The sequence below is a fragment of the Roseovarius litorisediminis genome, from assembly GCF_900172295.1.
Lineage (GTDB): Bacteria > Pseudomonadota > Alphaproteobacteria > Rhodobacterales > Rhodobacteraceae > Roseovarius > Roseovarius litorisediminis.
This window is the reverse complement of the sequence record NZ_FWFL01000003.1, coordinates 289,179-302,568: the sequence shown is the minus strand read 5'-3', so window position 1 is coordinate 302,568 and position 13,390 is coordinate 289,179. Positions and strand designations below refer to the sequence as shown.

The following is a 13,390-nucleotide window of genomic DNA, read 5'->3' as shown; positions in this document are numbered from 1 at the left end:
ATCGGGCAATTGGGCGTCATAATTAAAAACTACTGATTTAGAGTTAGGCAAATTAAGGAAATCTAAATTTGGCGATTAAAATCGAAATGCTCAGATGCTTCCGGGCGGTCGCCGAACACGGCAGTCTTGCGGATGCGGCGGCAACGCTGGGGCGGACACCTTCTGCCGTGTCGATGATGCTGCGCCAGTTCGAAGATCACGTCGGGGCGCCTCTGTTTGAAACCGCCCGCAAATCGCGCCTCACCCCACTGGGTGAACTTGTCCAGATTGAAGCCAACCGCGAACTGGCCCATTTTGAGCGTACGGTATCTGCGATTGAAGGCTTGTCTCAGGCCAGGCTGGGCCATGTCCGCATCGCCGTCACGCCTTCGGTTGCGCAAACCGTGATGCCCCCCATCCTGCGGCAATATATGGAAAAGCACCCTGGTGTACGAATCGACATGATGGATACCAATTCGGCCACCGTTCACCGTGAACTGATGGCCGAACGCGCCGATATAGGACTGGCCAGCCTGGGGCATATGCCCGGATTTGACCGCCAACCGCTGTTCACCGATGCCTTTGGCGTGGTCTGTCCCGTCGATCACCCTTTGGCGCGCGACTGGTCTCGACTGACCTGGGCCGATCTGGACGGTATCAATTTCATTGCCAATGGTCTGTGTGATTTTATCAGGGACGAAAACTTTGCGCCCATACTCAAGGCCTCGCACCTCATGGTTCACAACACCGCGTCGATCCTTAGCCTTGTACGCGCCGGTGTTGGCGTGACCATTTTGCCCGAGCTCGCTGTTCTGCCGGAATTCACCGACCTTGCCTTTCTGCCCCTGGTTGACAGCACGGCGCGGCGCGAGGTGTGGATGGTGACCCAACCCGGCCATATGTTGACCCCTGCGGCCCGCGCTCTGGCCAATGCCATTCGCGCCACCAATATTTCAGCAGGGCAAAAGAAACTTCAGTCAAACTGAAGTTATTTCAACAATTTTGCGTTTGCCTGAATCTTCATTATGTGTCCTCTTATGGGGCACCTTCCGCGCGCAAAAAAAGGATATCTCGCCATGGCCGATACACAGCTTAACTTCATCGCAGGCGAATGGGTCGCCGGTACCAGCGAGATCGAAAACCGCAACCCTTCGGATTTGTCCGAGCTTGTCGGAATGTACGCACAGGCCAGTGCCGACCAGCTGGAACAGGCACTTGACGCCGCCGCTGTCGCCCAACGAAAATGGGCCGCCTACGGGATGGAGCGCAAGCAAGCGGTCCTGATGGCGATCGGCAACGAAATGATGGCCCGCGCCGAAGAACTGGGCACACTCCTGTCGCGCGAAGAAGGCAAACCTCTGGCCGAAGGCAAGGGCGAAGTTTTCCGCGCTGGCCAGTTCTTTACCTATTATGCTGCCGAATGCCTGCGTCAGCTGGGCGAAAACGCCGACTCTGTCCGTCCGGGCATCGAGGTGGACGTACGTCGCGAGCCTATCGGCACCGTGGCCGTGATCAGCCCGTGGAACTTTCCCACCGCCACCGCCAGCTGGAAGATCGCACCGGCGCTTTGCTATGGCAACGCGGTGATCTGGAAGCCCGCTAACGTCACACCGGCCTCGGCCGTAGCGCTGGCCGAAATCATCAGCCGTCAGGATATGCCCAAAGGCCTGTTCAATCTGGTCATGGGCGCAGGTCGCGACGTAGGTCAGCGCCTGGTCGAAAGCCCCAAGATCAACGCCATCTCCTTCACCGGTTCAGTGCCTGTGGGCAAAGGCATTGCCACCGCCGCCATTCAGAACCTGACCAAGGTGCAGATGGAAATGGGCAGCAAAAACGCCCTTGCCGTGATGGATGACGCCGATCTTGATCTGGCGGTCACTCTGGCGCTTGGGGGGGCCTTTGGTGGGTCGGGGCAGAAATGCACCGCCTCCTCGCGCCTGATCGTACATGACAAAATCCACGATGCCTTTGTCGAAAAACTGATCACTGGCGCGAAAGCCATGAAAGTGGGCCATGCGCTGGCCGAGGGTACGCAAATCGGCCCCGTGGTCAGCGAACAGCAGCTGAATGAAAACCTGCGCTATGCCGATCTGGGCAAATCCGAAGGGGCGGAACTGGCCTGCGGCGGCGAACGGGTCAGCCGTGAAACGGAAGGGTACTATATGACCCCCGGCGTGTTCCTGAACACCACCAACGATATGCGCATCAACCGGGAAGAAATGTTTGCGCCCTTGGCCGCTGTCATCAGGGTGGGCAGCTATGACGAGGCTTTGGCAACAGTGAACGACACCAATTTCGGCCTCACCTCGGGCATCGTCACACAGTCGCTGGCCCGTGCAACCCATTTCCGCCGCAACGCGCGCACCGGGGTTGTCACCGTCAACCTGCCCACAGCTGGCACCGATTACCACGTGCCCTTCGGTGGCCGCGGCGACAGTTCTTATGGCCCGCGCGAACAGGGCAAGGCAGCAGCCGAGTTCTACACCACCGTGAAAACCGCCTATATCTCGGCCGGAACCCCCTCATGACCTACCGCATCGATAACCTGCAATATGCCAACTGGTCCGAGAAAATCTTTCGCCAGATGCGCGAGGGCGGCGTCGATGCGGTGCACGTCACCATCTCGTACCACGAGAATTTCCGTGAAACCGTTCTGAACTTTGAGCAGTGGAACCGCTGGTTCGAACAATTTCCCGACCTGATCTTTCATGGGCAATGGGGCAGCGATGTGCGCAAGGCACGCGAAACGGGCCGCACTGCGATTTTCTTTGGCTTCCAGAACCCCTCACCGATCGAGGATGACATCGACCTTGTGGAAATCCTGCACAAACTGGGCGCGCGGTTCATGCAGCTGACCTATAACAACCAATCGCTGCTGGCGACGGGCTGCTACGAAGCCGATGACTCCGGCATCACCCGCATGGGCAAGCAGGTCATCAAGGAGATGAACCGCGTCGGGCTGGTGATCGACATGAGCCATTCTGCAGATCGTTCCACGATTGAGGCGGCTGAGATATCCGAGCGTCCAATCACCATCACCCACGCCAATCTGCATTCCTGGCAACCCGCCCTGCGCAACAAACGCGATGATGTGGTGCGCGCTGTCACAGAAAACGGTGGTATGATGGGCTTTTCGATGTATCCCCACCACCTGAAAGACAAATCCAATTGCACCGTCGAAAGTTTCTGCGAAATGATCGCACGCGCTGCCGAAACCTTTGGCGCCGAACATTTCGGCCTTGGTTCTGATCTGTGTCAGGACCAACCCGATAGTATCGTCGAATGGATGCGTGTCGGCCGCTGGTCCAAAGAAATCGACTATGGTGAAGGTTCGGCTGCCGCCCCCGGTTTCCCGCCACAGCCCGACTGGTTCAAGGACAACCGCGATTTCGGCAATATCGAAAACGGCCTGCGCAAAATCGGCTTCTCCGAGAGCGAAACCGCCGGCATCATGGGCAACAACTGGCTTCGTTTCTACGACGAAAATTTTGGGCCGCAACAGATCTGATCAACATCGGAAACAGCACTATATCATGGGCAAGACCGGAGGATGACAATGCAAGAAACTCAACCCGCTGGCGCCATCGCCCCCCGCGACCCCAACGTTGTGATGCAACTTAGCCGGATGGGCTCGTTTCACCAAAGCCGCTTGTCATTCATGCGCATTCTGCTGCGTCGACTTAAACGCGAAAACTGGCGGTTCGAACGCCACGCCTTCCAAATTGACGCCAATGGCGTTGGCCATGCCGTCTATACGGCCCACGGGCCCGACCACAGCTACTCGCTGGTGGCCTTTGCGCATGATCTGCCGCCTGAAATGCGCTCGGACCGGGTGATTGCCACGGCCTGGGATGCTACATTTACTCTATTTGACGGCATTCCTACCGACGATGACATTACCCGCCTTGGTGCCAACATCCCCAAACAAGAGGCCGGTCGCGTCACTGATCGCGAACTTTCAGTATCGCGCGCCAACCGCTCGGTGCGCCTTTTTGAACATGTCGTATCGCGTCTGGCCGCAGGCGAGCAACCGGAACTGGCCACAGTCAATCAGGTGGGATACCTCATGCGTACCACCGCCGTTTATGGCTCGGGCAAGCTGGGGGCGGCAGATCGCGAATACACCGCAGATCGCCCCGAATTCAAAGCGCCTTTCCAGATCGAGATGCTGTCGGTCTACCTGACACGCGCCTTCGTATTGGACCTGGTCGAGTATCTGGCCCAAGCCCGCGCACCCGATACGGCGGTCAAGATCGACCCCGATCTGCGTCGCCGTTTTGGTATCGGCAATTCCACCGGTCTGGGCATGGCCCCGTATCTGCTGAACCACCCGGCCCTGATCAGCAACTGGATCTCAGCGCGCGAAAACGCGTTGGCGCGGGTCCGGTCTTTGCCCACGGCAAGTGCGGATGCTGTGCTGGCCTTCCGGCAAATTGCGGCACGCGCGCAGCTGCACGCCCGCGCCTGGCATTCCGAACACCCGCTGCAAATCAAGAAAATCGCGCAACTTCAGTCAGATATGAGCCGTCTTGAAGGTCATATTAACGGGGCTGATCTACAAACAGATTACCCCTGGAATCGCCTGTGGCTTTGGGCTGAAGGCGCGCTTTCGCTGGAAGGGCAGGAACAGTTGGTCTCACTGCTGATGGAACCTTATGGCGCTATGGTGGACGATCTGGCCGATACCATGGCGGCCGATGAAACGACGGTCTACCGCATCGACGGGTCCATGTCCGTCGCCACACTCAAGGAATTGACTGAAGATATCTATGGTTGGGCCCTGAACATCGACTGGACAAGCCGCTCCGCTCAGGCCCGCGTCTGGTACGTTTCCGAGGAAAAGCTTGAACCACGCCTTGGCGAGCGTTTTGAAGAGCCGATCGAACCCTACGAACAACCGCTTTGCCCGGGGCGCGATGCGGCACGTATGTATGCCGATCTGAAAGGTTTTGCCGACGGCCCGGTTGCCGCTTTCCTTCTGAAACACCCCGAGCACCGCCATGTGGTGCGCCGCGCCCAGATCGCCGCGCGGTATCCCTACGCCGAGATCCGGGATAACACCATCGACGCCACGATGCTGCCCATCGACCTTTTGCGCGCCAAGCTGGCCTTTTTCGGCGCCTGCCATTTCGATCCCCGCTCAGACCGCTGGGTGCGTATCAACATGTTCCAACACGCCCCGTTCCCACACGAGATTGCCACTGGCAACGCAGACGACTGGACCTACCCCTATCTTGAAAGCGCCACGTTATGAACTGGTCCCTGAACGAAATCGAATCCCTTGCCAAAAAAGCCGCGCGCGGATCGGGCCTTTGCTGGGGGCTTGCCGAAGAAGCTGGCAAAGCCACCCGCTGGCTTTGTGCGATGGGCTATCCCGGGGCGGACATGCTGGCCGGCCTGCTTGAGCAGAATGACGGCATCGCCTATGAACTCCTGCGCCCACAGGACACAAGCGCCGCAAACTGGACAACTGCGGGTAGCAGCCTTTGCCCCCTGATCACCGGCGCGGCGCTCTGCGATCTTGCGGCTGACCTTGCGTCGGGACGCGAGATAACGCTTGGGCATACCTCCTGTCCCTTGTTGCTTTATCCTTATGTCGCTGCTGCCGCCGATATGACCGGGGCTGCACTCTCCCTCAGTTGGCCCGGCGCTGTGCTGACACGCTGCCAGGGGCTTTCCTTTGTGGACGCCGACACAGATGCAGACCTGCTCATTCCCGCTGCCGAATCTGTTTCAGTAGCCGTCTCTGCTGAACAACGGGGCGCCTCCCTTCGCCGGGTCTACCGTGGCAATGTCGGCGCCCAATCCGCTGATAAATTAGGATTTTTTGCAAATCGAACCTATGCGCCCGACACCCCTGAAAGCCGCCTTGCCGGGGCGGGCGCCGGACTTAGCGACAACGATTAACCCATGATCCCGCGATTGTGACACCATCCGGCACCAAAACGTGTTAGGATAGGCCGTCACAAGGCCGGGACGCATCTGCATGTCCAAACGCCTTTCTCCGTCGTGCACGGGCCTGATCTGCCGTCCTGGCTGCAAATCAGGAGGTTTGAAATGGTCAAGACTATCGGAAACCCGCTTAGCTGGGCCGCCGACGCGGCATTTGGCACCGGGCGCACGGTCGGCGCCGTGGCCGGTTCGCTTGGCAGCGAACTGACAGCACCACCGGCCACAAACAAAATCACCACGACCGATATCCGCAACGCCCTGCGAAAGGGGGTGAATGATTTCACCACGTTCCGCAGCGACGTCATGTTTCTGGTCGCGATCTACCCGATCATCGGCATTTGCCTTGCGGTCATGGCTTTTGACATGGCCCGACTGCCGTTGCTGTTCCCACTGGCTGCCGGGTTTGCCCTGTTGGGCCCGATTGCGGCGGTCGGCCTGTATGAAATGAGCCGACAGCGTGAGGCCGGATTACAGGTTGGGTGGGGTGCGGCCTTATCGGCACTGCGAGCTCATATCATCGGGCCGGTTACGGTCCTGGGCCTGGTCCTGCTGGGTATCTTCATCGCCTGGATGTTTGCCGCCAGCCTGATCTACAACATGACTTTAGGCCCACAACCACCTGTTTCAGTGGGTAAATTTATATTTGATGTCGCGACCACCAGCGCTGGCTGGATGATGGTGATCCTCGGCATGGGAGTGGGCTTTGTCTTTGCCTGTCTGGTTCTGGTCATCAGTATGGTCTCGTTTCCCATGCTGATCGAACGGCGCGCTGGCCTGCCTGTAGCGGTTATGACATCGGTTCAGGTCGCACGTGATAACCCGCGCACCACGGCCATCTGGGGTCTGATCGTGGCCCTGGCAATGGCGCTGGGTTCAATCCCGCTTTTCCTGGGGCTGATCGTTGTTTTACCTGTGCTGGGACATGCCACCTGGCATCTTTATCGCGCCGCAGTGCCCCCGCCGGAATAAAACCGCGCCCTAAAAACGGCGCAATGCTGCCAAGGCGCTGCCAAGTTGCCCGCCTATGTCCGTCCACAATCACGTGGAGGCGCAGGCATGGCAATGCAGTTGGAAACACACCCCAGGCCGGATTCATCTGGCTGGACGCTACGGGACAACCCGCTGGTTCAAGCCTATTCGCGCAACAAGGTTCTGTTTGGTCTCATTGCCGTGCATCTGCTGGCCGGTGTTGGCATCAGCATTGCCCTGTCCATTCCATTCAAATCCACGGCTGTACCAAACCTTCTGCGTTTGCTGACAACCTTTGTGCCGCTTTTCCTGGCTGGTCTTGTTTGCTGGCGTTTCATCTACATGGCGCGGCATGTTCGCCCTGCCAAACCAATCCATTGGCTTTTGGGGGACATCCGCAACACCTTACTTGAACCCGGACGCATGTCAGGCGGGGTTATCTCGTTTCTCGGTATCATTCTGTTTGCCAGCACCTTTGCTTTCATCAAAGATACGATTCCCCTGATAAACCCGTTTTCTTGGGATCCCTTCTTTGCCCGGATAGACCGTGTGCTGCACGGCGGTTATGACCCATATGTACTTGTGCAGCCGCTATTTGGGACGGCAGCCGCCACCAGCCTGATAAACGGTGTCTATAACATCTGGTTTTTCGCGCTGTATTACTGCGTGTTCATAACCTGCTTCGATACCTCTAACCTGCAGCGCCGAAACGCTTTTCTGCTGTCCTTTGTCCTGGTCTGGGCGATTGGCGGCAACCTTCTGGCGATCCTCTTTGCCTCGGGCGGACCCGTCTATTACGAGGCTTTCGGCTATGGTGACCAGTTTGCACCGCTGATGGCAAATCTTCACGAAATGTCGTCGATCAATCCGCTTTCGGCATTGGACCTGCAGAAAATGCTGCTTGACGGATACCTCAGCGACGGTGAACTCAGCGGCATTTCCGCCATGCCAAGCATGCATGTAACAAGTTCCTGGCTGATGGCATTCCTGGGATTTCGCTACAACCGTTTATTTGGTTGGTCGATGGTGGGCTTTGCAATCCTGGTCCAGCTTGGGTCGGTGCATCTGGCCTGGCACTACGCCGTGGACGGTTACTTCGGCTTTTTCATTGCCTTGGCATGCTGGTGGGCCGGCAACAAGCTGGCCCTGTTGCAGGATTGAACCGGGTTGGAAAACCCCGCTTTATGACATCTCGGCCAGTCGCGCGACGTAACGCGCCAGGGTATCAATCTCCAGATTGATCTTGTCGCCAATCGCCACATCCCCCCAGGTTGTGACCTCTTTGGTGTGGGGAATAAAGTTGATGCCGAAATCACAGCCCTCAACCTCGTTCACCGTCAGCGATGTGCCATTCAGCGCGACCGACCCCTTGGGGGCAATGAACTTTGCCAGCTCTGTCGGCGCCCGCAGGGTGACGCGGGTGCTGTCGCCTTCATCTGCAATGGCCACAACCTCGGCCAGACCATCCACATGACCCGACACGATATGCCCACCCAGTTCATCGCCGACTTTCAGCGCGCGCTCCAGGTTCACGCGCCGCCCCCCAACCCAGAGGCCCAGGTTGGTTTTTGATACGGTTTCCGCTGATACATCCACGTCAAACCAGTCGGTTCCGGTCGCGACCACCGTCAGGCAGACGCCGTCGCAGGCGATCGAGGCCCCGATATCGATCCCGCGGGTATCGTACCCCGTGGCAACACGCGCGCGCATATCACCGCGCTGTTCAATCTGGCGAACCCGACCGATATCCGTGACAATTCCCGTAAACATGAATGGCCTCCGCTTGGCTGTCTTCCTGACCTAGCCGTGCCGCGCCAAACTGACAAGACAGGGCGCGACTTGGGGCTTACTTTCGCACCATTTCCCCGCTAAACAGAGCGAAATCCGTAAAGGTTCCGCAACTTCATGAGCGATTTGACCGGAAAAGGCCGAAACTTTCTATTTCTGCAAGGGCCACACGGCCCGTTTTTCGGCCAACTTGGGCAGGCTCTGTTGAAGGCAGGCGCACAGGTCTGGCGTGTCGGCTTCAACGCCGGGGATCAGGCTTTTTGGCCCGACAAAAGCAGTTATATTCCCTATCTGGAACGGGCGCAGGACTGGCCCGACAGATTTACCGCCTTGGTAGACCAGAAAACCATCACCGATCTAGTGATCTATGGAGATATACGCCCAATCCACGCCCAGGCCGTCAGCCTTGCGCATGCGTTTGGCCTCAGGGTCCATGTGTTTGAAGAAGGCTACATGCGCCCCTACTGGGTGACCTACGAGCGTGATGGCAGCAACGGAAACTCGCGTCTGATGGACATGAGCGTGGACGATATGCGCGCTGCTCTCGAACATTCTGAAACGGACGCCCCCCTGCCGCCCGCCAGTTGGGGAGATATGCGCCAGCATATCTTCTACGGCGCCTTGTACCACGGGTTTGTCCTGCTGAAGAACCGACGGTACGGAAATATCCGGCCACACCGGTCGCTTTCTGTCGGCCAGGAATTCAAGTTGTATCTGCGCAGATTTTTGTTGATGCCCCTGCACGCAATTGAACGCCGGATCGCAACCGCCCGTATCAAACACGGCGCCTTTCCGTATCATCTTGTGCTATTGCAGCTGGAACATGATGCCTCGTTTCAGGCGCACTCTCCGTTTACCCGAATAGCCGAATTTCTCGAAGACGTGATCCAGGGGTTTTCAAATGGTGCCCCCCCCCATCACCACCTGGTTTTCAAGGCCCATCCGCTTGAAGATGGCCGCGCACCAATCCAGCGCGACCTGCGGCGGCTTGCTCACGCCTATGGCCTTGAAAAGCGGGTGCATTTTGTGCGTGGCGGCAAACTTGCCCGGCTGCTGGACGAGGCAAGCAGCGCAGTGACCGTGAATTCCACCGCTGCACAGCAAGTTCTCTGGCGCTGTATCCCCCTCAAAACATTCGGGGCTGCAGTCTATGCCAAACCCGAATTCGTCAGCAGTAAACCGCTGCGCGATTTCTTTGCAGATGCCGACCGTCCCGATCGTAAATCTTATACCGATTATCGCCGCTATTTGCTGGAAACCAGCCAGATTGCAGGTGGCTATTATTCGTCTCGCGGGCGGCGCCAGTTGCTGCGCCAGGTCGTTGATATGATGCTTGCCAACGACGACCCCTATGATGCGCTGAAATCAGGTACCGCGGCCCCAAGGCAACAGTTGCATGTTGTGACGTAACTTTCAGTTGTAGTAACTCTGGATTTTCCAGTGACTTCGCTTTAGGTTCGCTGAAAAGAGTGGCCTTTATAATAGGTCGAGGAGACCGGGCAGTGAAATCTCGATTAAACCCATGGGCGAAATCTGTCGCCCTGCTTGCAGTCGTAAGTATCGTAGCTTCCTGCGGTACGTTGCCCCGTACCGGCCCCAACAAGCGGGAAATCTATTCAGGATCTGTGCAGCAGTCCGGCGATTCCTTTGTTGTGGAAGTCAATGACAGGGTGACTCAGGCAACCGCAGTACAACCTGCTCTGAGCTTTTCCGAGGGCTTGAAGAACGCAAATGTTCTTGGCTCTGACACCATCCAGCCCGGCGATACCCTGGGCCTGACAATCTGGGAAAACGTGGATGACGGGCTGCTGGCCGGTGAGGCGCAGAATCAGACCGTCCTGAACGAAGTGCAGGTCGACGGCTCGGGCTTTATCTTTGTGCCATATGCGGGCCGCATCCGCGCGGCAGGCAACTCTCCCGAGGCGATCCGCCGAATCATCACCACAAAACTTGAAGAACAAACGCCCGACCCACAGGTTCAGGTGCGCCGCCTTGCCGGCGACGGATCGACTGTTTCGCTGATTGGGTCGGTCAACGGCCAGGGCGTCTACCCGATTGAACGCCCGACCCGGACGCTCTCGACAATGATGGCCGCTGCCGGCGGTATCTCGATTGAACCCGAGGTTGCCCAGATCACTTTGATCCGCGGCCAGCAAAGCAGCAAAATCTGGTTTCAGGATCTTTACAAACACCCAGAATTTGACATCGCGCTGCGCGGTGGCGACCGTATCCTGGTTGAACAGGACACCCGCGCCTTCACTGCTCTTGGGGCCACAGGTGCGCAGGCGCGTGTGCAATTCAAAACCCAGACGCTCAGCGCGCTTGAGGCTCTGGCCCAGGTTGGTGGCCTGACCACAAACTTCGCCGATCCGACCGGCGTTTTTGTCATGCGCAACGAACCCGCGTCGATTTCCAATCAGGTGTTGGGGCGCAACGATCTTGAGGGCGCGCAACGCATGGTTTACGTGCTTGACCTGACCGAACCCAACGGCATGTTCATGGCGCGCGATTTTGTCATTCGTGACGAAGATACAATCTATGTGACCGAAGCCCCGTTCGCCCAATGGAGCAAGGTTATCTCGGCTCTGACCGGCACGCTTGGCGCGGTTGGTTCAGTCTCGACAGCGGGCAATACACTGGACGGCATTTGATCCATCCAGGTGACGCGTGTGACCCCGCCGGAGACATTGATCCCCGGCGGATTTTCTATTTCAACGCGGGCTTTCTGTACCAGCAACGGCTCCGCCGGATCCTTGAACTTGCAGGCTACAAACTACAACTCGGCACCCCTAAGGCCAAGGACCTTATCGCCGTCTGGGGTCACAGCCCTTATGCCAAACGCGGCGAAGCGATGGCCGAACGCACGGGCGCGGGTCTTATCCGCATCGAGGACGCTTTTCTGCGCTCGCTCTTTCCCGGTCGCGATTGCGAACCGCCCCTTGGTCTAGTCATTGATCATGGCGGCGTGCATTTCGATGCCAGCACCCCGTCGGATCTGGAAACGCTGCTGGCCACACATCCACTGGATGACACCGCCCTGATGGACCGCGCCCGTGGTGCCATTGCCCGCCTGACTGAGGCGCATCTGACCAAATACAGCGCCTGTGACCCCACCCTGCCCTGCCCCGATCCGGGGTATGTGCTGGTGATCGACCAGACAAAAGGCGACGCCAGCGTCACCCATGGCGGCGCCGACACCAACACGTTTCGCGAAATGCTGTACTACGCCGCCGAGGATAACCCCGGCGCGCGTATCGTGATCAAAACCCACCCCGAAACCGCCCAGGGCCACCGCACCGGCTATTTTGGGCCCGGGGATGCCAGCGACCGCGTCACGCTTTTATCTGATCCTGTAAGCCCCTGGTCCCTGCTGGAAGGGGCCGTTGCGGTTTACTCGGTCTCATCGCATCTGGGGTTCGAGGCGATCTTTGCCGGTCACCGCCCCCAAATCTTCGGGCGACCCTTCTATGCCGGGTGGGGCCTGACTGATGACCGACACCCGCTGGGACTGACACGCCGGGGCCGCCCCCTCAGCCGGGCACAGCTTTTTGCCGCCGCGATGATCCTCTACCCCAAATGGTATGATCCGCACCGCGACTGCCTTTGCCAGATTGAAGATGTGATTTCCCTGCTCGAGGCCCGCGCACGCTGCTGGCGTGAAGATCACGGGGGCTGGGCGGCTTACGGCATGCGCCTATGGAAACGCAAGCCTCTGCAACGGTTTTTCGGTCAACACACAAGCGTCACGTTCCGCAAGGGGACCCGGCCTGACCCATCACGCCGCGCCATGGTCTGGGCTTCAAAGGCGGATCAGGCCCCGGAAGGCGCCGTACAGGTCGAAGACGGGTTTCTGCGTTCGCGTGGTCTGGGGGCCCAACTGGTGCCGCCGCTGTCGCTCGTCTGTGACGACCTGGGCATTTATTATGACCCCAACCGCCCCAGTCGGCTGGAGGATTGGATCGCCAGACGCGCCAACCTGCGCCCCGATCAGCAACACCGCACCGAAGCGCTGATCAAACGGCTGATTGATCGGCGGCTCAGCAAATATAACCTTGGTGGCCCCTTGCCCGACCTGCCCACCGGACACTGCATCCTTGTTCCCGGCCAGGTCGAGGATGACGCCTCAATCCGGCTTGGGGCGGGGGCGGTCTCGACCAATCTGGCGCTGCTGCAAAAGGTGCGCGCCGCCAACCCCGATGCCGTGATCCTCTACAAACCCCACCCGGATGTTGAAGCCGGTCTGCGCACCGGTACCCTGGCGACCGACGACCTGAACGGGCTGGCAGATGTCATCCTGTCCCATACCGACCCCGCCGCCCTGCTGGCGCAGGTAAACGAGGTCTGGACCATGACCTCGCTTCTGGGATTCGAGGCGCTTATACGCGGCGTGCCCGTCACTTGCACCGGCGCGCCGTTCTATGCTGGCTGGGGGCTGACAACCGATCTGGGGGATGTGCCTTGCCGCCGTACTGCCCGCCCAACGCTGGCCGGGCTGGTACACGCCACCTTGATTGACTATCCACGCTATTTTGACCCCATAAACCGCCAGCCCTGCCCTGTCGAAGTCGTAATGGACCGGCTTGCCAGCGGTAATGTTTCGCATCCGGGCACCGCCAACCGGCTGCTGGCCAGGCTACAGGGAATGTTTGCGTCTTACTCTAGCGTCTGGCGCTGACTACCCGCCGCTATGCCTATCGGCGCT

The 13,390-nt window shown here is 58.7% G+C and carries 11 protein-coding genes; 10 read left to right on the top strand and 1 reads right to left on the bottom strand.

Annotation, left to right across the window (positions count from 1 at the left end; translation table 11 throughout):
• Positions 1-68 precede the first annotated feature (68 nt).
• The 7 genes from PEL8287_RS07575 (at position 69) to PEL8287_RS07545 (ending at position 8,061) form a co-directional block, all read left to right on the top strand.
• On the top strand, positions 69-965 hold the full coding sequence (locus PEL8287_RS07575) for a LysR family transcriptional regulator (RefSeq protein WP_085891765.1): 897 nt from the start codon (positions 69-71) through the stop codon (positions 963-965).
• 90 nt (positions 966-1,055) lie between these two features.
• Entirely contained in the window at positions 1,056-2,507 is a 1,452-nt protein-coding gene (locus PEL8287_RS07570; protein ID WP_085891764.1) for an aldehyde dehydrogenase family protein, read from the top strand.
• On the top strand, positions 2,504-3,487 hold the full coding sequence (locus PEL8287_RS07565; RefSeq protein ID WP_085891763.1) for a membrane dipeptidase: 984 nt from the start codon (positions 2,504-2,506) through the stop codon (positions 3,485-3,487). Before PEL8287_RS07570 ends, PEL8287_RS07565 begins: the two co-directional genes overlap by 4 nt.
• 42 nt (positions 3,488-3,529) lie before the next feature.
• Positions 3,530-5,233: a hypothetical protein gene (locus PEL8287_RS07560; RefSeq protein WP_085891762.1), complete on the top strand. Its 1,704-nt coding sequence runs from the start codon at positions 3,530-3,532 to the stop codon at positions 5,231-5,233.
• Positions 5,230-5,886, top strand: a complete 657-nt coding sequence (locus tag PEL8287_RS07555; protein ID WP_085891761.1) for a DUF3726 domain-containing protein — start codon at positions 5,230-5,232, stop codon at positions 5,884-5,886. Before PEL8287_RS07560 ends, PEL8287_RS07555 begins: the two co-directional genes overlap by 4 nt.
• 150 nt (positions 5,887-6,036) lie before the next feature.
• Complete coding sequence (locus PEL8287_RS07550) at positions 6,037-6,900, top strand: DUF2189 domain-containing protein (protein WP_085891760.1); 864 nt, start codon at positions 6,037-6,039, stop codon at positions 6,898-6,900.
• An 87-nt stretch (positions 6,901-6,987) separates the two neighbouring features.
• On the top strand, positions 6,988-8,061 hold the full coding sequence (locus PEL8287_RS07545; protein ID WP_085891759.1) for a phosphatase PAP2 family protein: 1,074 nt from the start codon (positions 6,988-6,990) through the stop codon (positions 8,059-8,061).
• Positions 8,062-8,082: 21 nt separating this feature from the next.
• On the opposite strand, the gene PEL8287_RS07540 is transcribed toward PEL8287_RS07545, so the two are convergent.
• Positions 8,083-8,670, bottom strand: coding sequence for a riboflavin synthase (locus PEL8287_RS07540; RefSeq protein WP_085891758.1), 588 nt, complete (start codon positions 8,668-8,670; stop codon positions 8,083-8,085).
• 135 nt (positions 8,671-8,805) lie between these two features.
• Between PEL8287_RS07540 and PEL8287_RS07535 the strand changes: the two genes are divergently transcribed.
• The 3 genes from PEL8287_RS07535 to PEL8287_RS07525 all read left to right on the top strand — a co-directional run bounded on the left by PEL8287_RS07535 (position 8,806) and on the right by PEL8287_RS07525 (position 13,363).
• On the top strand, positions 8,806-10,098 hold the full coding sequence (locus PEL8287_RS07535; RefSeq protein ID WP_085891757.1) for a capsule polysaccharide biogenesis protein: 1,293 nt from the start codon (positions 8,806-8,808) through the stop codon (positions 10,096-10,098).
• A gap of 92 nt (positions 10,099-10,190) precedes the next feature.
• Complete coding sequence (locus tag PEL8287_RS07530) at positions 10,191-11,339, top strand: polysaccharide biosynthesis/export family protein (protein WP_235862236.1); 1,149 nt, start codon at positions 10,191-10,193, stop codon at positions 11,337-11,339.
• Positions 11,336-13,363, top strand: coding sequence for a capsule polysaccharide biogenesis protein (locus tag PEL8287_RS07525; protein ID WP_370737915.1), 2,028 nt, complete (start codon positions 11,336-11,338; stop codon positions 13,361-13,363). Before PEL8287_RS07530 ends, PEL8287_RS07525 begins: the two co-directional genes overlap by 4 nt.
• Positions 13,364-13,390: the final 27 nt, after the last annotated feature.

Coding starts and splice junctions, on each gene's coding strand:
- PEL8287_RS07540 (WP_085891758.1), bottom strand. CDS start 8,670: ATGTTTACGGGAATTGTCACGGATATCGGTCGGGTTCGCCAGATTGAA.
- PEL8287_RS07550 (WP_085891760.1), top strand. CDS start 6,037: ATGGTCAAGACTATCGGAAACCCGCTTAGCTGGGCCGCCGACGCGGCA.
- PEL8287_RS07555 (WP_085891761.1), top strand. CDS start 5,230: ATGAACTGGTCCCTGAACGAAATCGAATCCCTTGCCAAAAAAGCCGCG.
- PEL8287_RS07565 (WP_085891763.1), top strand. CDS start 2,504: ATGACCTACCGCATCGATAACCTGCAATATGCCAACTGGTCCGAGAAA.
- PEL8287_RS07545 (WP_085891759.1), top strand. CDS start 6,988: ATGGCAATGCAGTTGGAAACACACCCCAGGCCGGATTCATCTGGCTGG.
- PEL8287_RS07535 (WP_085891757.1), top strand. CDS start 8,806: ATGAGCGATTTGACCGGAAAAGGCCGAAACTTTCTATTTCTGCAAGGG.
- PEL8287_RS07570 (WP_085891764.1), top strand. CDS start 1,056: ATGGCCGATACACAGCTTAACTTCATCGCAGGCGAATGGGTCGCCGGT.
- PEL8287_RS07560 (WP_085891762.1), top strand. CDS start 3,530: ATGACAATGCAAGAAACTCAACCCGCTGGCGCCATCGCCCCCCGCGAC.